Here is a 20,661-nt window from a genome sequence, read left to right on the forward strand (position 1 = left end):
CTGGAGCAAGCCGTCCTGCCTGTGATGACTGTCATATATGCGGGAAAAATGAATAGGAATAGATAGAGTTAGCGGCATGTCCAGCCTCTCTTAAAACACGGGGAAGGCATGCAAACAAGCAGGAGGGACTGATGCTGGTGATGGAGCAGGCAACTCCGGTTATTGCGATATTGGGGATCGGTACGGCCGTCCCGGACTATAAAATGGATCAAAATGACGTTTCGCAGCGGCTGTCCGATGCGCTCCGGGATCATTCCGATTCCAGACGCTGGGCCAAACGGATTTTTAAGCAGTGCGCTGTGGAAACACGCTATACCTGCGAGCCGAATTTGCTGCAGGATGCAGATAGCTGCCGTTATTTTCCGCATAATTCCACTGTTGAAGCGCCATCTACCGCCCAGCGGATGCAAATATACAAGCGGGAGTCGGTTCCTCTTGGTATGAAAGCCGCAAGGGCTGCCCTTCAGGACAGTGGTATAGCGCCGTCTGAGGTGACCCACTTGATTACAGTCAGCTGCACGGGACAGTTTCTTCCGGGTATGGATGCGGCGATAACCAAGCAGCTGGGACTCAGCTCTACTGTTAACCGGATTCCGCTCAATTTTCTGGGCTGCGCAGCCGGATTGAAAGCTATTTGCCTCGCGAGGCAGCTTGCTGCTGGAGATCCAGCGGCACATATATTAATCGTCAGTGTCGAGCTGTGTACGCTGCATATCCAGCCCTCCAGCAAGAGGGAAGCGCTTTACGCGGCTTCATTCTTTGGCGATGGAGCGTCCGCATGTATTGTCGGTCCGGCTCGTGCCGCCCACAAGGGGTTGTTCCAGCTGGGAGAGGAACTTTCCGCCTTGCTGCCGGACTCGTCCGAAGAAATGGTCTGGGAGGTTGGCGTTCACGGCTTCGATCTGTATTTGTCCACGGCTATCCCCAGACTGATCGGACAAGTCATTCCAGCGGAAGTGAAACGCCTGCTGCCGGATGACGTTATGCCTGAATTATGGGCGATCCATCCCGGAGGCCGGGGAATTGTCGATGCCCTGCAGGAGGCGTTCGAGCTTACAGATGAGCAGACAGCGCCGAGCCGGACCGTGCTTCGCGATTACGGGAACGTATCCTCAGCAACCCTGTTGTTCGTGTTGAACGAGATGAGGCGGACGCTGGAAGCAGCCGGTTCAAGCCGGGTAAGCGGGCTTGCGCTGGCATTCGGACCAGGGCTTACGGTGGAAATAATCAAATTCACCTACCTGCCGGCCACCATTATTGAAAAGCAGCCTGTTGTGAGTTCAAGTGTTTAAAAGGTTGAGGCAGCGCGCCGCCGAGCCGGAACTGATGGATGACTTCGCAAAAGGCGGGCCGGAGCTGCGCGAGGCGCTGCGGCATTTGCGCCGCTTGAACCGGATCTTCGCGGCTGCGGCGCCTACACTCCTCGGAGTCAGACGATTATGGATGGAAGCGGGAAGGCCTGCCTCCTTGTCTATTTTGGATGCGGGCTCCGGCTCGGGAGATGTGAACGCACATCTTCTGAATTGGGCGGACAGGAACAAGATTGCCATGACCATCACTTTGGTTGATCTTACGGAGGAAGCCTGTGTGGAAGCCAGAATACTCTTCCGGAACGAACCGCGGGTCAAGGTGATCCGGAAGGATTTGTTTGCCCTGCAGGAAGGCATTGCGGACGTGGTAACGGGAACGCAGTTTGTTCACCACTTTCCGGAGGACGAGCTCCCCGGGGTGGTCGAAAGGCTGCTTGACGTGTCGCGGCTCGGAGTTGTGATCAATGACATTCACCGCCATTTTATACCTTGGTCGGCGGTATGGCTTACGGCGCGGCTGATTTCCAAAAACCCGTATATCAGGCATGATGGACCATTATCGGTGGCAAAAGGCTTTCGCTCTTCTGATTGGAGGAAGCTTCAACTCGCTCTTGAAAATCCCCATATGACCTATTCCTGGCGGCCTTTGTTCCGATATGCCGTTGTCATTCAAAAGACAAGCCCTACGATCCTTCCATAGGAGTTGGAAAGTATGATGTATGACGCCATTGTGCTGGGGGCGGGAATTGCCGGAAGCAGCATGGCCCTGTCGCTGGCCAGGCAGGGCTGGAACACGCTGCTGGTTGACCGGCATTCGTTTCCCCGCCATAAAGTGTGCGGAGAATTTCTCTCTCCGGAATCCCAGAGCATGCTGAAGGCGCTGGGCCTGCAGGAAGCGCTGGATCAGATCGGTCCCGTCCTGATCACCCGGACGCGTCTGATCTTCAATCGCGGGAAGCAGCTGGAAATCCCGCTGCCCGGGACGGCGCTTGGAATAAGCCGCTATCGGCTGGACTCCGAGCTTCACCGCGGGGCGCTGCGGGCTGGTGTCCAGGTGCAGACGGACACAACCGTAACCTCCGTCTATACAAGCGGATCGGGATACCTCGTTGAGGCTATGCAGAGCAAGCGAAGGGTCGCCTATCAGGCGCGGATTGTCATTGCCGCATGGGGCGCTAATCCGCGCGCGGGTCTTCCCGGCAGCAGTCAGCCCGAGCGTTCCTTAAAGGACAGGTATATGGGGGTGAAGTCCCATTTTTCGGGAATCGGGAAGGAGCCGGTTGTCGAGCTGTATTTTTTCCCTGGCGGGTATCTGGGAATTTCGCCGGTCGAGAACGGCTATGTCAATGCAGCCGCTCTTCTGCGGCAGGGAACATTCGGGCATACAGAAGACAAATCCGTTCTCGGAATGATCCATGCCGCAGCCGGCAGAAATTCACGGCTGTCCGGGCGTCTGGCCGATGCTGTTCCGGCTGCGGGCACGCAAGCGGCTGTCGCGCCGGTCAATCTGAAGCGGGAGCTGCTGGCCTGGAATGTTGTTCCCCAGGTGGGCGACGCAACGGTCATGATTCCGCCATTATGCGGCGACGGCATGTCAATGGCTTTGCGGTCGGCAGAGCTGTGCGCACCTCTTGCTGGCGGCTATCTGCGCGGGAAAATTTCTCTCCAGGAGTGGGAGCATCTCTACACACAATCGGTTCTTCGCGAGTTCCAGCGTCCTCTGCGATGGGGAAGAAGGCTTCAATGGATGTTCGGCGTCCCTGTGCTGCCCCGGTTGGTATTGGGCGCAGCGCAATTTACGCCCCGGCTGGCATTCGGCATGGTTCAGGCAACGAGATTGAGCGATCATTCGTAGAAATACATCCGTTAGGAGCATGGTTATGGGCTTCCATCTGCTTGCGGTGATGTCGCTTCGCCATCCGAAAATAATCCTTCTCCTCTGGGCTGTCTTCCTGGCCTTTTTTGGGTCCTTTGCTTCCCGGCTGCCTGGTGTTCTGCAGGATCACGGTCTTTCTCCGACAGGAGCCAGTGAACAGGTCAAGCGGATTCTCGCAGCTGACTTTCATATCCCCGAGGAGCCTGTTATTCTCGTATTCGAGAAGAGAGCGTCGGTATCTCCGGAAGTATTCAGACGGTTCATTGAGCGGACGATGCAGCAGCTTCAAGCTGCAGAAGGAGTGAGTCAAGCATGGTCCCCGCTTGACGGGGCCGGAAGAATGAGGGGGAATTATGCCTACGCGCTGCTATCTTCCGATATCGGGATCGGCGATCGGGCCTCCGTTCTGGAGGATTTGCGCAGCAGGCTGCCGGTTGACCGGGATATGGCCGTTGGCATAACCGGGAAAGCGGCGGTGCAGGCCGATGTCAACCAGGCAAGCGAGCATGATATGAGACAGGCGGAGGCAATCGGAATCCCTGCCGCCTTTATCATTTTATTGCTCGCTTTCGGTGGCATCGCAGCGGCCGTCATCCCTGTGATGGTTGGATTAACGGTGGTTGCAGGCTCTATGGGGATCATGTACATGGCCGGAACCCAGATCGGACTGTCGAACTTTGTCCTGAACGTAATCCCGATGGTGGGACTTGCCCTCAGTATCGATTTTGCCTTGATGCTGGTCAGCCGTTTCCGGGAAGAGCTGACGAGCGGCGCGGTAGTGGAACAAGCGATGATCACAACGATGAAAAGCGCAGGGAGAGCAATCTTGTATTCCGCTCTAAGCGTGTTTTTTGGACTGCTCGGGATCTTGTTTATCCCGCTGCCTATTTTTACGACTGTCGCTATCGGGGCCATGACGGTGCTTGTTGTGTCGGCGCTGGCCGCACTAACGCTGGTTCCGGCACTGCTGGCCATGCTGTGGCCTGCGATTCAGGTGAAGCGGAGCTCTGCACGGACAATCCGCAGGACCCCTATCTGGCATGCATGGTCATCCTTTATCATGAACAGACCACGCCGGTCTGCTCTGCTGGCGTTCTTCCTTCTGGGCATCTGTATTCTGCCTGCTGCAGGTATGAAGCTCGCGGTCCCGGATGCCGGTTCCCTGCCGCCTGACTATAAGTCCCGCCTGGCCTTCGATGTTTATCAAGCCGAGTTTGTTTCCCCTTCCGTTTCAACTGTCTATATCGTGGACGGGGAGGAGCGGCAGGAGCAGGACAACCGGAATCCGATCGATGCCGGCCCGCTCACCCTCGCACTGAAAACCGATCCTCGTGTGCTGCGGGTGGATGAGCTCCAGGGGGAATATCCGTCGCTTCAAGTGATGCTCGCCGGAGAGCCTTCTTCACGTGAAGTGATGTCTTGGCTCAGGGAATGGGAGCGGCGGGGGGCTGCATCAGCAAGCCCGTTCCTGTTGGGAGGAGAAGCCAAGTATCAGCAGGAGGTATACGATGCAGTCTTTGACCATATCCATCAGGTTCTGGCATTTATCTTTGTTTCCAATTTTGCCGTGCTGTTCCTCGCATTCCGCTCCGTTCTGATTCCCCTCAAGACAATTCTGATGAATTTTATGAGCATTGGCGCTTCATTCGGCATTCTCGTCTGGGTCTTCCAGGGGGGATTCTCCGGCATGGGGCCGGGCAGCATTGCGATCATGATTCCTGTTTTTATATTCGGACTGGCTTTTGGCATCAGCATGGATTATGGCGTATTTCTGGTCTCGCGGATTTATGAGATCCATCGGCAAACAGGCGATAATGAGTACTCGGTAAGATGGGGGCTTGTCGCAACAGGCAGAATTATTACTTCGGCTGCCGCAATCATGGTTGCAGTCACTGCTCCATTTGCTTTCGGAGAGGTTGCCGGGGTGCGGCAGCTGGGTGTTGGCATTGCAGCGGCTGTTCTTGTCGACGCGACGGTAATTCGCCTGATACTGGTGCCCTCCCTTATGAACTGGCTTGGCAAATGGAACTGGTGGGCGCCCCGTTGGCTGAAATAATGGTATTGCCGTGCCCTTATTCAGAGGCGCTGTTTTGATTGATTTAGCCAAAAGATGTATAATAAAGACAATCACGAAGTACATGGATAACGCACAGGCAGCGGGTGGGATGACCGTTATGCCGTGTGCTTTTTATTAAAGATGGTTTGACCTTAACTGACCAAGTGTAGGGGGTGGAGCCGATGGCACAGGCAAAGGATTATTATGCTATTCTTGGCGTTGACCGCAAGGCAAGCAAGGAAGATATCAAAAAAGCCTATAAAAAAATGGCTAAAGCCAATCACCCGGATGTGAACAAAAAGCCTGAAGCGGAGCAGCGCTTCAAAGAAGGACAGGAAGCGTATGAAGTGCTATCCGATGATGAAACGAGGGAAAGCTACGACCGCTACGGGCAGCATTGGCGCGAACGGACTCATGCCGGACAGTCAGCAAGCGGAGGTTATGGGCAAAGCGGCGGCTTCAACGGGCAGGGGGCGGGAGGAAGCTTCCGCACGGCCAACTCCCAGGCGGGACAAGCGGACTTTGATGATCTGTACCGGCAGTTTTTTGGCGGATCGCAGGCCGGGCGCGGTTTTTTCAATGAAGACGGCTGGGATACCCGCGATGATCCGGCGGATCAGGATGCCACTTTATCCGTAACGCTGGATGAAATCGTCCGGGGAGGCAAGGTCCGCGTTCAAGTGGGGGAGAAGGAATTGAACATCACGCTCCCGGAATCTGTAGCCAGCGGCCAGCGTATCCGCTTGAAGGGAATGGGCGGCGTCACCGCAAAAGGCATTAAAGGAGACTTGTATGTAACCTTGCAGATCAAACCGGATCCGCAGTATGCGGTCGATGGTTACGATCTTGCCGCGAAGCTGCTGGTAGCTCCCTGGCACGCGGCGCTTGGCACGGAGGCGAAGATTCGCCTGCCCGGCGGGAGCATGCTGAGTGTGAAGGTGCCGCCAGGTATCGGCGCAGGGCAGAAGCTGCGGTTATCAGGCAAAGGGATGCGCAAGCCTGATGGAACTGCCGGGGACCTCTACATTACGGTGGAGGTAACCGTGCCCAGCGCAGGTTCGGAGAAGGTGAAGGAGCTGTACAGCGAGCTGGCCAAGGAGCAAAGCTTTGATCCGCGGCTTGCTTGATTGAGTGAGGCGTTTGCCCCTTGTGATGGAGCGCATGATGCGGAGAATGGTTTGCAGCTTCATTTCGCGGCGGTCTCATTCGCGCTTACAACCACCAGCTCATATTGACAGATCCAGTTATTGGAGAAAGGACGGGGAAGCCCGCAGATGTCCGTTCAGGGACTCGACAGGGGCCGAATAAGCCATGATACAAGAGGATGTTAAACGCTGCCCCATCTGCGGCGGGGACAACAAATGCAGAAATCCGGCGGGTGATCCGCAGGGCTCGTGCTGGTGCTACGGGGCTGTATTTCCAGAAGAATTATTGGAACGCGTACCGGCAAGCCAGGTGAGAAAATCCTGTATTTGCAGCACTTGTCTCGATAAACATTTGAAAGAAGCAGAGCAGGCGTGACACAAGATAAGGGATAAGGTGCTGTCATCTGCGGATGACGAGAACCTTATCCCTTTTCTGTGATTGAGAGCTTAGGCCAGAGCTGATTTTTATTAAGAGCGGCAGAATGGCGGCCGGCTCAAATCTGACCCAGCGGCGATCGGGGAAGCAGCTGCGGTACGGGGCAGACAGTTTTAGAAAACGAGAATTCTCGCGCCAAACTCCAGATGCTCGATCATTTTAGCCCGTGCTTCTTCCGGCTTATTCGCCAATATGAACTCGAAGATGTCGCAGTGGTCTTCATAGGAGCGTTGAATCCTGGCGTTATCCTTCTTCAGCACGCCCAAAGCGACGAGGAAGAGCTTGTCCTGGAGCTGCTCCATCGTCTGGACAATTTCCTGATTGTCGTAAAGAATCGCTAGCTGGCTGTGGAACAGTGTGTCCGCCTTGGTGAAGGCTGCGTAATCGAGATTCTGCTTATGCTCGTTTTGCTCCGCCAGATTGTTCCTGAACCAGGCGATCTCCGATTCCTCCCAGATGCGCGAAGCCAATTTATAAACAATATGACCTTCAATGGCGATCCGGAAATCAAAAAAATCAACGACTCTCCGGAAGGAGTGCTCAGGCAGGCTGAGTCCCTTGTTCGGCGAGTAGAGCACAACGCCTTCGGCAGCCAGACGTTCCAGCGCCGCCCTGATCGGGGTGCGGCTCATCTGGAGCAGCTCGACCAGATACTTCTCCGTCAGATGTCCGCTCGTGTGAATATCTCCGCTCATGATCAGCTCACGAAGCTGGGCATAAGCTTTTTCCTTCAGTGTAACGGCCATGTCAGTCCTCCCTTCCTTCCAGCTCCAGTGAATTCAAATATGCGATGCTTTCGGCCAGCCAGCGGTTCTCCAGGGCAATTGTATCCTCAACGGAACCTTGATAAGGCGTCCAAAGCTCCAATATGGCCGTCGGAATCCTGCCGCGGCGCATGATTTCCTTCCACAGTCCGGGAATATCCAGGCGTCCTGCCCCTGCCGGCGTACCGAGGATGACGAAGCCCATTTGGTGATCGACGCGTGTGATTTCGAAGTCCTTGATATGCAGGTTCACGATGAAGGGGGCCAGCCCTTGAATAACCATTTCCGGGCCTTCAAGCGCGCCGAAGGAATTGACGGTATCGAGACAGCAGCCGGCATAGGCGCTGCCGAGTCCCTGCAGCAGACCGGCAAGCTGTGCTGTTGGATGAAGCCCGTGATTCTCGATGGCAAGAGTCACCCCGGCCGCTTCGAAAGCAGGAAGAATGCTTCGAATTTCCTGCCCGGCCTCGTCGATGCCCGGTCTTGTAATCAGCGTGCGCACAAGGACAGCATCCAGCTGCTGCGCTATGGACAAGTACCGGAGAAGATGGGCAGGCTCTGTGCCGCGCGTTCCAATTTCAATCCGCACGCCGCAGCTTTCAGCCGCTTTCCGGATCGTTGCAAGCTCCGCGGCGCCGCAATGTTGAAGCGGCAGATTATCCGCAATCTGCACCAGCTCCAGACCGTGCGAGGCGGCAAGCTCGATCAGGCCAATTGCGTCAAGAGGACGGACCGGTGCGGAATATCCGGGTACGCCGATGGACCAAGTAAGCGTATACGTACTGAGACCAAATTTCATAAATGGCTCCTCCATTATTGAATACAATTCTAGATTAACAGCCGGAAAGAGCGGATGTCAATTAAATAAATATTTATTGTATACAATTTGAATACAATGTTGTATTGTGTATTCGTAAACGATTTTTGGTTGAGGCATATCCATGGGGCGAGTCAATCACTGGTGGACGGCTGCATCCGGCTCTAGCCAGCCAGAGGTGAGCACTGCAGGCGGCATTGCCGCCGGTCGGGGATAGGCTGCCGGTCAAAGATGATCATTACAGGTACAGGAAAAGGGGGATTGCCAAACGCATATCCGGGTAGGCCACTGCTTCCAAATGGACGGGATGCCCGAATCAATATGTATGGGGTTAATCACAACGAGATGTATTCGATTCGAGTTGTAAGCGCTTCATAAAAATCTGCCTGAGAAGATTCCCGAATCATGCGCAAGGCTGGCGTAATCGATACAAAATTAGATCTGGGAGGTTTGCGCAAGTGATAAAAAAATGGTCTCTATGGTGTCTATCCATGCTTATGATCGCCGCAATCGTTGGTTGTACCAATTCGAATGGTAACAACGCAGGTGGTAACGAAGGAGCAGCAGAGGGCAGCAATGCAGCCGACCCTTCAGGCAATGAACCAATCACCTATACGTTCGGCAGAAATTTGAATGAGAATGATGAGAATATCGCCAAATTGAAAGAGCAGACCGGAGAAACACTTACCGACAACCGCTGGACCCGCATGTTCAAGGAGAAGGTGGGGGTAACGGTTGAATACAAAATGTTGGCCCCTGATACTACGTCGTACGATCAGAAGCTCAAGCTGTCCATGGCTTCGGGGGATCTGCCGGATATATTCCAGGTCGACCAGCCAGCCGATATGAAGCAGCTGATGGATGCGGGAGCCGTTGAGGAAATGGGACCCCTCTACGACCAGTACGCCTCGCCGCTGCTCAAAAGCATCATCGAAAGTGAAACGGACCGGATCTTCGAGCCCGTCACAAGCGACAGCAAAAGATACGGCATTCCGCTGAAGATGCCTTCAACCAATGGCTATAATCATCTCTGGATCCGCGAGGACTGGCTGACCAAGCTTGGCCTTTCCCGTCCCAAAACAATGGATGACGTCCTTGCAATTGCAAGGGCATTCGCGAAGAACGACCCTGACGGCAACGGCCAGGACGACACCTTCGGTCTGGAAATCGACAATGATTTCCGGTACAACATGCAGGGGCTATTCTGGGCTTATAATGCTTACCCGCTCAATTGGATCGAGAAGGACGGCAAGGTGGACCGCGGTGTCGTACAGCCGGAAATGAAGGAGCCGCTTGCCCTTCTCCAGACGATGTTCAAGGAAGGTCTGCTCGACAAGGAATTCGGGTCGAAGGATAATCCCAAAGCAATGGAATCCGTAGCAGCAGGCAAGACAGGCATGTTTTACGGGCCGCATTGGATGGCGTTCACAGCGGAGAAGACACTTGCGAATGATCCGGCGGCCAAGTGGATCGTTGTTCCGCTCCCGACCAAGACTGGCGATAAACCGACTATTCCATTGAAAATTGCAGCCGACGGCTGGTTGGTTGTGAAGAAAGGAACGCAGCATCCGGAGAACCTGATCAAAATGCTGAATGTCTACGTTGAGGCCTTGTTTGGCGAAAATGCCGAATTCAATAAATACTTCGGCGAGAATGGCGTGGACGGGATTTGGTGGATGTCCCCGGTATACACGCTGGATCCGATGATTGACCTTAAGGGACATCAGGATATCAAGCAGGCGCTCAAGGATGGCACTACGGACAGCCTGAAGGGGTCAGGGCAAGGCTTCTACAAATCCATGGAGGACGGCAACTGGTCCATCTCGATGATGTTCGGCCCCACAGATACGCCGTTTGCGTTCATTGACGATACGTATCCGGATCAGGTCATGTGGGATGCGTACTTGGGTGCTCCGACGCCGACCGAGGTTACAAGAGGAAGCTCGATGGATGAGCTGATCGTCACGACGCTCACCGGCATCATTCTGGGCAAGACCGATGCGGACAGCGGATTTGACAATATGGTCAAGGAATGGAACAATCTCGGCGGCGAGCAGGTCGTACAGGAGGTAAACGCCGCACTGGGTAAGTAAAGACAGCAAATTTGCGTTGGATCCTACGCAGGTGCCTGGATGGCATTGCAAGGGCACCTGCAGCTGTTATCTATACTATAAGCTGGAATGAGGGAGCTGCATGCAAACTGAAATAACGGCCCCGAAGAAGCTGAAAACCGGCGCAGTCGGGGGTAAATACAGGAAGAAAAGAGAGCTGCCGCTCCATCTGATGCTGCTTCCGGGACTGGTTCTTGTTATTATTTTCTCATACATCCCGATGATCGGCGTTACGATTGCGTTTCAGAACTTTATACCGCTCAAGGGTCTTTTCGGTAACCAGGACTGGGTTGGATTTGGCAACTTCAAGTATGTTTTTTCGATGCCGAACATTTGGCAGGTGATTTGGAACACATTGTTCATTGCCATTATGAAGATCGTTATGGGACTGATCGTACCGATCACATTCGCCTTGTTATTGAATGAAATCCGCAATGTGCTGTTCAAGCGTGTCATGCAAACCGTTATTTATTTTCCTTATTTTCTTTCGTGGATTATTTTGGGCGGCATTCTGGTCGATATCTTATCCCCATCCGGAGGTATCGTGAACAGCTTCCTGGGCATTTTCGGAATCAAGCCGATTTATTTCCTCGGCGAGAACAGTTGGTTTCCATATACGATGGTCGCTTCCGACGTGTGGAAGACATTTGGCTTCAACACCGTTATTTATCTGGCGGCGATTACGAGCATTGATCCTTCCCTCTACGAAGCGGCTGCCGTGGACGGCGCGGGCAGATGGAAACAGACCTGGCATGTCACGCTGCCGGGCATGCATATGATCATCGTACTTTTGATGGTGCTCAGTCTCGGAAGTGTACTGGATGCCGGTTTCGATCAGATCTTCAATCTGTACAGTCCGCAGGTCTATGAATCAGGCGATATCGTCGACACGATGGTGTACCGCATGGGACTTCTGCAAGCTCAATTCGGCCCATCGACTGCCGTCGGATTATTGAAATCCTTCGTGTCCTTTATCCTGATTTCGATATCCTACCTGACCGCATACCGCCTGTTCAACTACCGACTTTTCTAAGGAGGGAAGACTATGCCCGCAAGACAAACGACAGGGCAAAAAATATTCAACCTATTCAACATTATCTTCCTGTCTCTGGTCTGTGTTCTTTGCTTCATTCCGTTCATCCATATTCTCGCGATTTCCTTAAGCGACAACTCTGCCGTAACGGGAAATCTGGTACGCTTCTGGCCCGTTCGCTTCACGTGGGAGCCCTATTCATACGTTCTCAACCGGGAGGCATTCTGGCGGGCCTTCGGCATCACGCTGGAGCGGGCGGCAATCGGTACCACCTTGAACGTCGCGCTTGTTATTCTGCTGGCCTATCCGCTGTCCAAAAGCAAGGAAAAATTCCGCATGAGAGCGGTGTATGTGTGGGTGTTCTTCTTCACCATGCTTTTCAACGGCGGTCTGATTCCGACCTATATTCTGGTCAAGGAGCTTGGCATTATGAATACGATCTGGGCGCTTGTGCTGCCTGGCGCCGTGACGGTATTCAATGTTATTCTCATGTTGAACTTCTTCCGCCAGGTTCCGGAGGAGATGGAGGATGCGGCCAATATTGACGGCGCCAGCCACTGGAGAACGCTCTGGCAGATTTACGTACCCGTCTCCACGCCGGCAATCGCCACGATAACGCTGTTCTGTCTGGTCGCACACTGGAACTCCTGGTTCGACGGATTGATTTATATGCAAAATGCCAAGAACTATCCGCTGCAGAGCTATTTGCAGACGATTGTTGTAAAATTCAACTTTGCCACCATGTCGGCCACCGAAGCTGAGCGATTAGCCAAACTGAACGACCGCTCCGTTAAGGGCGCGCAGATGATTGTTGCCGCTATTCCGATCCTGCTGGCCTACCCGTTCCTGCAAAAGTATTTCGTCAGCGGGATCCGGCTCGGCAGCGTGAAAGGTTAATTGCAAACATAAATCCCAATAAGAGAGGTTGATAGTAAACATGACGACAAGCAGCAAATTTAAGAAGTTGAAAGTCAGCGACAACCGGCGTTATCTGGCGCAGGAGGACGGCACTCCGTTCTTCTGGCTGGGTGATACAGCATGGGAGCTATTTCACAGATTGAATAAAGAAGAGGCGCTGGAATATTTGCAAAACCGGGCGGAGGCAGGCTTTACCGTTATTCAGGCTGTAGCCCTGTCAGAGTTCGAGGGTCTCACCGTTGAGAACGCATACGGCAGATTGCCCCTCCTTCAGAACGGCCAAGGGAAATACGATCCGCTTCTGCCCGATCTGCCGCAAGACGGAGCATACGGCTATTGGGAGCATATGGATTTCATCATTAATGCGGCAGCGGAGCTGGGACTCTATATCGGGCTTCTGCCCACCTGGGGGGACAAGTACAACCGCATGTGGGGCAAAGGTCCGGAAATCTTTACGAAGAGCAATGCCAAGGCATACGGGGAGTGGATCGCCAGCAGATACAAGGCAAACAGCAATATTATCTGGATTCTTGGCGGGGACAGGCCGCTAGTGACCAGCAAGCATTTCGATGTTATCCAGGCCATGGCGGAAGGGATTAAACAGGCGGATGGCGGAGAGCACCTGATCACGTTTCATCCTATGGGCGGAAAATCCTCATCGCAGCAGCTTCATGACGAGAGCTGGCTTGATTTCAATATGATTCAATCCGGTCACGGTGCGCTTAACACCGCCAATAACGAGCATGTTAGCCACGATTATGGATTGGCTCCTGTCAAACCGACCCTGGATGCCGAGCCATGCTATGAGGATCACCCGATCAATTTCAAGGCGGTGAACGGCTACTTCGATGCGGCGGATGTCAGACAAGCGGCATACTGGGCTTTATTCGCCGGCGCATTCGGACATACGTACGGACATCACAGCATCTGGTCGATGACTACGGAGCAAAGCGATTATTTTATTATGCACTGGAGGCAGGCCATCGTCCGTCCAGGTGCCATGCAGATGCGTCATGCCCGCAGGCTGATCGAATCCAGACCGTTCTTTGACCGTATTCCGGATCAAAGCCTGGTTATCGGCAATGATAGCGGCGCCAATCATATCCAGGCAAGCCGCGGCGCCGACTATGCCTTCTTCTACAGCCCGAACGGACTCCCTTTCCAGGTCAGGATGGGAATCATTGCCGGAGAGAGTATCCGTGCGAGCTGGTATGATCCACGGACCGGCGAGACGCAGCCGGCAGGCCTGTACAAGAACGAAGCGGAGGTCAAATTTTTCCCGCCATCAAGCGGAAGAAACGATGACTGGGTTCTGATCCTGGACGATGATTCCAAGGGCTATGCGGCACCTTAAGCTCAGGAGTTGAAGGACAGGGACATTCGACTTAGCCATATTCAGGATACCACCGGCGCGATTCCCGGTTTGCACATCCGGCATACTCAAATTCATCTATAATCAGGAGGATTTATGCGTACACAAACGATCGCGCTAATCGGCGCCGGCGGCAAGATGGGATGCAGAATTGCCGATAATTTGAAAAAAGGAACATTAAATGTTCATTATGTGGAAATCAGCGAGCAGGGTGTCGAACGGCTCTCCGAACGGGGACTTGCGACAACTCCCCGGCAGGAAGCGCTGATTGATGCGGATATCATTATTCTGGCCGTGCCGGATGCCGCTATCGGCGACGTGTCGGCCTCCGTCGTGCCGGCTATGAAGAAGGGCGCTATCTTAATGATGCTCGATCCGGCGGCAGCTTATCTAGGCAAGCTTCCAGAGCGGGGGGATATCACCTATTTTGTCACGCACCCCTGCCACCCGCCTGTATTCAACGATGAAGTAACGCCCGAGGCAAAACGGGATTTCTTCGGCGGCGTCGCTGCGAAGCAGGCTATCGTATGCGCTCTGATGCAGGGACCCGAGGAGCATTATCAAATTGGCGAAGAGTTGGCCAGGGAGATGTACGCCCCTGTCATGCGGTCGCACCGGATAACCCTGGAGCAGATGGCCATGCTTGAGCCGGCAATGGCGGAAACGATCGGTTCAATGGTGGTGACGATTCTGGGCGAGGCCATGGAGGAAGCGGTGAAGAACGGGGTCCCCTACGAGGCGGCGAAGGATTTCATGCTGGGGCATATCAACATCCAGCTTGGCATCGTATTCGAGAAAGTAAATCCGTTCTCCGACGCTTGTCTGATCGCAATCGATTACGGGCGCAAAGCCATGATCAAGGAAGGCTGGCAGGACCTCTACAAGCCCGAGAAGATCTATGAGCAGGTCGACATGATGCTTCATCCGGACAAAGCGGAAGGGCTGAAATAATGGCAGCGGAACAGGAGGCGCATGGCATGTATAAGGTTGGACTGGTCGGCACCGGCTTCTGGTCCGGGAAGCATCTGAAGGCATGGAGCCGGATTCCCGGCGTTCAGATTCATGCCCTGTGCAACAGAAGCACGGAGAAGCTGGTGAAAAAGGCCGACGAATACGGGGTTCCCCATGAACGTCTCTACAGCTCGCTTGAAGAGATGCTGGCGAGTGCGGATATTGATATTATCGATCTCGTCACCCCTCCCGAAACGCATCTTGCCATGGTTAGAACGGCAGCCGCGGCGGGCAAGGCTGTCATGTGCCAGAAGCCCTTCGCACCGAGCTATGAGGAGGCGGAGGCGATAGTTGCGGCCGCCCGGGATGCTGGCGTACGCTTGATGGTGACCGAGAACTGGCGCTGGCTGCAGCCCATCCAGACTATCAAGCGGGTGCTGGATTCCGGCGCTCTTGGCGATATTCGTGTCGCCCGGTTCATTCATTCGGATTTCTTCACTGAACGAATGGTGCCGGGGGCGAGCCTCCCGCAGCCGTTCCTGGCGGAAATGCCCAGGCTGATGTTTTATGAAATGGGCCCGCACTGGTTCGATACGTGGCGTTTTCTCTTTGGGGAACCAAAGAGGCTTTATGCGGAAGCCGGGTCGTTCAGCAGCCATGTAAAAGGGGAGGACTCCGGCGTCGTCACGCTGGGATACGACGACTTTTACGGAATGATGGACCTATGCTGGGTATCGCGCCGGGAATTGACGGGACCCATCATTGAAGATCAGGTCGATGCCCGTTTCGTCGAGCATTTCGTTGTCGATGGAAGCAAAGCGACGCTTAAGATGTATGGAGATCAAGGGAAAATCGTTATCATCGATAATAACGGCTATGAAACGGTAGTGGCGGAACAGACGGAGCTTGATCATGAGGAAAGCCACTTCCGGCTGCAGACGCATTTTATCGACTGTCTTACATCGGGCAGTCCGTTTCAGACCTCGGGAGACGACAACCTCCGAACGCTCCGGCTGGTATTCGATACGTACCGCAGCATTGAAAGCCATCAAGCGGTTCAAATTGAACCGTAGAACAGCGTAAGCGCGCCATTCCAGTCATTGCAGAACGAATTCTTTGAACTTGAAAAAGGCCGCTGCGGCAGCAGCATATCGGGAAAGCCCATATATTCGGGTTTTCTTTTTTTTTGGACTATTTTGTCTGATTGGGTGATTTATACTATAGTTATGCTATAACTTTCACTTGATCGTTGAGGTGGGCAAACTGTCTGGTTATTTTGAAAATACAACGGAAGTGGAAGCCGGGAATAGCGGGCGGGATGTGATCAGCTTGTACCTGACAGCCGCTGACGGCCCCCATGAAGAGGACGGACGCGATACGGACGAGCTGGTGGCAGCTCTGCAAGCCGTTATCTACTCCCTCGACGAGCGCTGGAAGAGGGGTTCAAGAAAGCCGCCGGCTTCCATTGTCGCAGATAATACCTTCAAAATAAGGGAGCGCGGCGATCATGCCGTCCGACTTGCCTCCCAGGGTACTGCGGATCTGTTCGGAGTGACTTCAGCAACGCGTGCGGCAGGGAGTATGGTCAGGCTGCTTGGCGATACCGGGGACCTGAAGGCGCTTCAGGAGCGGCTTGGAAAGCTGTCCCTCATAACTGCCGCTGCATATGAGCATTTTTTGCGCGTTTTGCTGGACCAGTCTGCTTCCGTAAGCATCGAATGGGCTGCGCCGGGCGGTGAGCGGAATTCTGTGGATCTGAGCATGTGCCAGCTTCAAGCAGGCTGCGGGTTGATCAATGAAACAACCGAATCGGCGGATAGGTTTCGCGTGAAGGGGAGCTTGATCTTGTTGAATCCCGCCAGACGAATATTCCGGATGGAATCCGAAGATGGCCGCTTATATAAAGGCAAGCTGTCAGACGCGCTCAGGCTGCAGTACAGTTTCAAAGAGGTCAATGTCCCCGCGCTGCCTGTCAGGGCGGAGGGGCTTATTGAGAGACAAACGGTCGTGAAACCAAGGCTCGATGTGAAAACGGTGACGGATACCCTTGTCGAGATTGACATGCATCCAGGTCTGGATGTCGGGGAAACCTTGTATTCTCTGAAAGAGCTGTACGGAGGACTGGCTGTTTCCGCTGGCCGTGAAACGGAGTATATGGCACATCCCGGCATATCAATGGAAGATTACAGCGGACTTGCAGAATTGCTGGATCAGCTGATGGACAGCAGCCCGTTGAAGGGAGCGCGCGGCGTGATGGACGCTGCCGACGTATCAGCCGTATACGAGCTGCTGGCCCAGGGAAGGCCGATCGGCAGACTCGCCCAGTTCGACACGCATTCGCTTCTTGCCGATGATGACTATGACCGGAGTCCGGCAGAAAGGGCGGCCAGTCAGAAAACCGCCGCGGAGCTAATGAGGCTGACCGCAGCCGCGTATTCCGATATCGGCCAGCTGCAGAAGAGGCTGTCCAGGATGATCCGGGCGCTGGAAGAGGCAGAAGCCCCGCAGGAACCCGATAACGCCTGAAGTCCCCGCAATTAGCGGATTATTTCAATGTCCGAGCTGTCTGTTCAGAACCTGGGAAAATAGCAATCCATAAGAAATCATCTCATATTCTCTATGCTATACTCAGATCGAATATAGAGCTAAACAGTTCAGGCACTGATTAAGATGCTTGTAAGGGAGGGCGCCAAATCAGCAACGGTGTTCAATGTCCGGGAGCGTAAGATCAAGGGAAAGAATGGCAAGCTACTAAACCATAGAGGTGATCGGTTATGGCAGTGACGGCAGATAAAATTTTTGTGAATTTACCGGTTAAGGATTTGAACAAAAGCGTCGATTTTTTCAGTACCATCGGTTTTGAATTCAACCCGCAGTTTACCGATGAGAATGCAACATGCATGATTGTCAGCGAAAATATATTTGTTATGCTGCTGGTTGAAAGCTTCTATAAAACCTTCACCACCAAGGAAATTGCCGATACAGCAAAAAGCACGGAAGTCATTGTGGCATTGTCGGCGGCCAGCAAGGATAAGGTCGATGAAATCGTAAACCGCGCTCTGGCAGCAGGCGGAACGCCTTCCAATGACCCGGTGGATCTTGGATTTATGTACCAATGGAGCTTCCAGGATCTTGACGGTCATCTCTGGGAGTTCGTGCATATGGATGAAAATGCAGTCAACCCGGAACAAGGCTAAGGTTTGAAAACGGGTATCCTCATAGCTGGCAGGCAACGGCTGGCTGCCAAAAAACCATCGCAAACGCTTGCGATGGTTCTTTGGTTTATTCAGAACGCCTGCACAATTTAAACCATTTTGCGGTGGATCATTTTTTCGCAGCCAGCCATTTTGCCAAATTGGCAATTTCCTCATCGGTCAGCTTTCCCTCAAAGCCCGGCATCCCATTGCCGCCCTGCACGATTTGGGTATAAATGCTCTCTTTGTCCATGCTGCTTCCGACGGCTGTCAGATTGGGACCCATTCCGCCCTGGAGCTGATCGCCATGACAGGCGACGCAGTTGCTCTTGAACACTTCTTCCGCCGCCTGGGCATCCACCGGGGTATCAGGTATGGAAACAGCAGGCGGTTCATTCCCCGCTGTCTCCTCTTCCTTGGCAGGAAGGTTGAACAGCAGCAAACCGACACATAATGCGCCTGCGATACATACTAAAACAAACATCGTCCATTTTTGCATGGCCATCTCTCCTTATGGTGTATTCGAAAGTCAGGCTCCTTTCTCGTTGATGAGCGTACGGATATCGTTGAGAATCAGCTCATTGTCCATATCATTACCCATCCGGTAGACCTTGCGAACGCGCTGCTTGTCGTCAATCAGCAGCAGAGAGGTGGCTGTATGTACGAATGTGCCGTCGGGCATCTTCGTGATGGAAATGCCAAACTTCTCCGCGAGCTTCTTTGTGTCTTCTTCCTTCCCGGTGAGAATGGACCAGCCGGACATGTCCATGCCAAGCCTGTCGGCATATTTGCGCAGAACCTGCGGCGTATCGTTGGCAGGGTCGAAGGAGATCGCCAGGAAATTCACTTTACTGCCGAACAGGGCCTCTTTCTTGAGCTCCTCCTGTATTTGCACGAGATTGTAGGTCGTTGCGGGACAAATATCCGGGCATTGGGTAAACATAAATTCAATGATATGAACATTCCCCGTGTTGTTCGCGCTGTAGGTGAATGGATTTCCGTCCAGACCCTGAAGAGTGAAGTCCGGTGAATCCATGACAACGGGCAGCTTGCCGGTATGATTGCCGAGCATACTGTAAGCGAAATAACCGGCCATGACGATAAGCAGAATGACTACAGCGACAACAAATTTCCGATCCGATTGTTTAATTTTCAAAATCAAGGCCCCCAGACGCTTGCAAGATGTGTTTCATTCTAGCAAACCCTCCGTTTCCGTGCTATGACCCGTTTGGGCTATGTGCTGCGGCAGCCCGAAGTCTCCGCCCCCGCAGGGAGCGGAATTCAGCCATGATTCGGATTTTTTCGTTTCACACAATATTCACAAACGGACAGGGTTAAGGGCCAGAAAAAAAACGCGCAAACCACGTGGGCTGCGCGTTTTATATACTCGTGCGGGTTGAGAATGGGCCTTGGGGTCAGTCAGGATACTGAGGGCTGGCCGACGGTCATCGCTTCCGTCTCCACATCGTCATAGATCCGGATGTTCAGCACAAGTCCGATCGAAATCATGTTAATCAATAAGGATGTGCCTCCATAGCTGATGAAAGGCAGCGTGATCCCGGTGATGGGCATAATGCCGATCAGCATTCCGATGTTCTCAAAGATTTGAAACAGGAACATGGCGGAGATTCCGGCTATAATGTAGATGCCCCTTTTGCTTGAAAGGCTTAGAGAGATGATGGTCATCCGGTAAATCAGGAAGAAATAGAGCATGAGCAGTATGGAGCAGCCGAGGAATCCGAATTCTTCCCCGATGACGACAAAGATAGAGTCGGAATAGGTATACGGGACGCGTCCGCTTTGAATCGAGCTTCCCTTGAGATAGCCGTCCCCTTCTAGCGACCCCGAGCCGATGGCGATGACCGCGCGTTCCATATGGTAGGTCGCTTTCTCGGATGCCTGCTCCGGAAGCAGCACGGCATCGATCCGATCGAGCCAATATTCTTTGTCGTAGGAAGCCATGAAGGTCTTCACTTGTTCATGGTATGTGATGTAGCTGTACAATGAAGCGCCGCTTACCACGGCGACAACGACAAGACCGATCAGGGCATGCCGGTAACGGATATTCCCCATCCAGCAAACCACGATGAAGATGATGACATATCCGATAGAGTTGCCCAGATCAGGCTGCATCAGCACCAGCAGGAACGGAACGAAGGTGATGACGCCCATCGGGATAACTTCCTTAAGCAGACTGAGTGATTCCACCTCGCGCTTGGAGAGAAAATAGGCCAGGAACAGAATCAGAAGCAGCTTGCAAAGCTCGGCGGGCTGAAAGCTGAACTGGCCGACGGTGAACCAGCCCTGGGCATTGTTAATGGTTTGTCCCCGAAAAAACAATAAGACCAGGAGACCAAGCCCAATTAAATATAAAATAGGGGACAGCTTCAACAAAATTTTATAATTGAAAAACAGCATGCCAAAAACGACGGCGAAGCCCAGTACATAAAAATAAATCATTTTTATATAGGAGCCGGCAAAGGCGGGATCCTTCCATGTTGCGCTGTATATGCAGAATATACTGATTGTCATAAAGACAAGCAAAAGGAGCAAAATCATCCCGTCCAGCTTGCCTAGTATTTTTTTAAGCAAAAAAACCATCCTTGACCTCCCGGAAATACAGCGATATAAAATAGACGATTGAGCAGGGCATAAAGTTACGATTTTTAGCTGCTGCA

At 53.3% G+C, this 20,661-nt stretch carries 19 protein-coding genes; 14 read left to right on the forward strand and 5 right to left on the reverse strand.

Annotated features, from left to right (window positions below; all coding sequences use genetic code 11):
- The first annotated feature begins 140 nt into the window (after positions 1-140).
- The 6 genes from ACFOLF_RS32290 (at position 141) to ACFOLF_RS32315 (ending at position 6,763) form a co-directional block, all read left to right on the forward strand.
- Entirely contained in the window at positions 141-1,292 is a 1,152-nt protein-coding gene (locus ACFOLF_RS32290; RefSeq protein ID WP_210039636.1) for a type III polyketide synthase, read from the forward strand.
- Positions 1,285-2,010: a methyltransferase domain-containing protein gene (locus tag ACFOLF_RS32295; protein WP_379113119.1), complete on the forward strand. Its 726-nt coding sequence runs from the start codon at positions 1,285-1,287 to the stop codon at positions 2,008-2,010. The genes ACFOLF_RS32290 and ACFOLF_RS32295 overlap by 8 nt, the downstream gene beginning before the upstream one ends.
- Positions 2,011-2,022: 12 nt before the next feature.
- The gene (locus tag ACFOLF_RS32300; protein WP_210039350.1) at positions 2,023-3,165 is read left to right on the forward strand and encodes an NAD(P)/FAD-dependent oxidoreductase; all 1,143 of its coding nucleotides are present in this window, start codon (positions 2,023-2,025) and stop codon (positions 3,163-3,165) included.
- Between the two features lie 25 nt (positions 3,166-3,190).
- Entirely contained in the window at positions 3,191-5,242 is a 2,052-nt protein-coding gene (locus tag ACFOLF_RS32305) for an MMPL family transporter (RefSeq protein WP_210039349.1), read from the forward strand.
- A 182-nt stretch (positions 5,243-5,424) separates the two neighbouring features.
- The gene (locus ACFOLF_RS32310) at positions 5,425-6,369 is read left to right on the forward strand and encodes a DnaJ C-terminal domain-containing protein (protein WP_210039348.1); all 945 of its coding nucleotides are present in this window, start codon (positions 5,425-5,427) and stop codon (positions 6,367-6,369) included.
- A 184-nt stretch (positions 6,370-6,553) separates the two neighbouring features.
- A complete protein-coding gene (locus tag ACFOLF_RS32315) occupies positions 6,554-6,763 on the forward strand; it encodes a cysteine-rich CWC family protein (protein ID WP_379113121.1) in 210 nt (69 codons plus the stop codon).
- A gap of 173 nt (positions 6,764-6,936) precedes the next feature.
- Here ACFOLF_RS32315 and ACFOLF_RS32320 read toward each other — a convergent pair whose 3' ends face one another.
- Both ACFOLF_RS32320 and ACFOLF_RS32325 read right to left on the reverse strand, forming a co-directional pair.
- Entirely contained in the window at positions 6,937-7,569 is a 633-nt protein-coding gene (locus ACFOLF_RS32320; protein ID WP_210039347.1) for a GntR family transcriptional regulator, read from the reverse strand.
- A 1-nt stretch (position 7,570) separates the two neighbouring features.
- Positions 7,571-8,386, reverse strand: coding sequence for a sugar phosphate isomerase/epimerase family protein (locus ACFOLF_RS32325; RefSeq protein ID WP_210039346.1), 816 nt, complete (start codon positions 8,384-8,386; stop codon positions 7,571-7,573).
- Positions 8,387-8,862: 476 nt separating this feature from the next.
- On the opposite strand from ACFOLF_RS32325, the gene ACFOLF_RS32330 reads away from it, so the two are divergent.
- The 8 genes from ACFOLF_RS32330 (at position 8,863) to ACFOLF_RS32365 (ending at position 17,986) form a co-directional block, all read left to right on the forward strand.
- Positions 8,863-10,497 carry an extracellular solute-binding protein gene (locus tag ACFOLF_RS32330; protein WP_210039345.1) on the forward strand — a complete coding sequence of 545 codons (1,635 nt, stop codon included), beginning with the start codon at positions 8,863-8,865 and terminating at the stop codon, positions 10,495-10,497.
- A gap of 190 nt (positions 10,498-10,687) precedes the next feature.
- Positions 10,688-11,548, forward strand: a complete 861-nt coding sequence (locus tag ACFOLF_RS32335) for an ABC transporter permease (RefSeq protein ID WP_379113148.1) — start codon at positions 10,688-10,690, stop codon at positions 11,546-11,548.
- A gap of 12 nt (positions 11,549-11,560) precedes the next feature.
- Positions 11,561-12,445, forward strand: a complete 885-nt coding sequence (locus ACFOLF_RS32340) for a carbohydrate ABC transporter permease (RefSeq protein ID WP_210039343.1) — start codon at positions 11,561-11,563, stop codon at positions 12,443-12,445.
- A gap of 40 nt (positions 12,446-12,485) precedes the next feature.
- Positions 12,486-13,820 (forward strand): glycoside hydrolase family 140 protein, encoded by a 1,335-nt coding sequence (locus ACFOLF_RS32345; RefSeq protein ID WP_210039342.1) that lies wholly within the window; start codon positions 12,486-12,488, stop codon positions 13,818-13,820.
- A gap of 114 nt (positions 13,821-13,934) precedes the next feature.
- Positions 13,935-14,789: a phosphogluconate dehydrogenase C-terminal domain-containing protein gene (locus ACFOLF_RS32350; protein ID WP_210039341.1), complete on the forward strand. Its 855-nt coding sequence runs from the start codon at positions 13,935-13,937 to the stop codon at positions 14,787-14,789.
- The gene (locus ACFOLF_RS32355; RefSeq protein WP_379113123.1) at positions 14,789-15,862 is read left to right on the forward strand and encodes a Gfo/Idh/MocA family protein; all 1,074 of its coding nucleotides are present in this window, start codon (positions 14,789-14,791) and stop codon (positions 15,860-15,862) included. Before ACFOLF_RS32350 ends, ACFOLF_RS32355 begins: the two co-directional genes overlap by 1 nt.
- Positions 15,863-16,043: 181 nt before the next feature.
- A complete protein-coding gene (locus ACFOLF_RS32360) occupies positions 16,044-17,315 on the forward strand; it encodes a hypothetical protein (protein WP_210039340.1) in 1,272 nt (423 codons plus the stop codon).
- A gap of 248 nt (positions 17,316-17,563) precedes the next feature.
- Positions 17,564-17,986: a VOC family protein gene (locus tag ACFOLF_RS32365; protein WP_210039339.1), complete on the forward strand. Its 423-nt coding sequence runs from the start codon at positions 17,564-17,566 to the stop codon at positions 17,984-17,986.
- A 127-nt stretch (positions 17,987-18,113) separates the two neighbouring features.
- Here the strand turns inward: ACFOLF_RS32365 and ACFOLF_RS32370 are convergent, their stop codons facing one another.
- The 3 genes from ACFOLF_RS32370 to ACFOLF_RS32380 all read right to left on the reverse strand — a co-directional run bounded on the left by ACFOLF_RS32370 (position 18,114) and on the right by ACFOLF_RS32380 (position 20,584).
- Positions 18,114-18,482, reverse strand: coding sequence for a c-type cytochrome (locus tag ACFOLF_RS32370; RefSeq protein ID WP_210039338.1), 369 nt, complete (start codon positions 18,480-18,482; stop codon positions 18,114-18,116).
- 30 nt (positions 18,483-18,512) lie between these two features.
- Positions 18,513-19,139, reverse strand: a complete 627-nt coding sequence (locus tag ACFOLF_RS32375; protein WP_379113125.1) for an SCO family protein — start codon at positions 19,137-19,139, stop codon at positions 18,513-18,515.
- 263 nt (positions 19,140-19,402) lie between these two features.
- On the reverse strand, positions 19,403-20,584 hold the full coding sequence (locus tag ACFOLF_RS32380; protein ID WP_379113127.1) for an FtsW/RodA/SpoVE family cell cycle protein: 1,182 nt from the start codon (positions 20,582-20,584) through the stop codon (positions 19,403-19,405).
- Positions 20,585-20,661 lie beyond the last annotated feature (77 nt).

Source organism: Paenibacillus sepulcri (assembly GCF_042647105.1).
GTDB classification, from domain to species: domain Bacteria; phylum Bacillota; class Bacilli; order Paenibacillales; family Paenibacillaceae; genus Paenibacillus_Z; species Paenibacillus_Z sepulcri.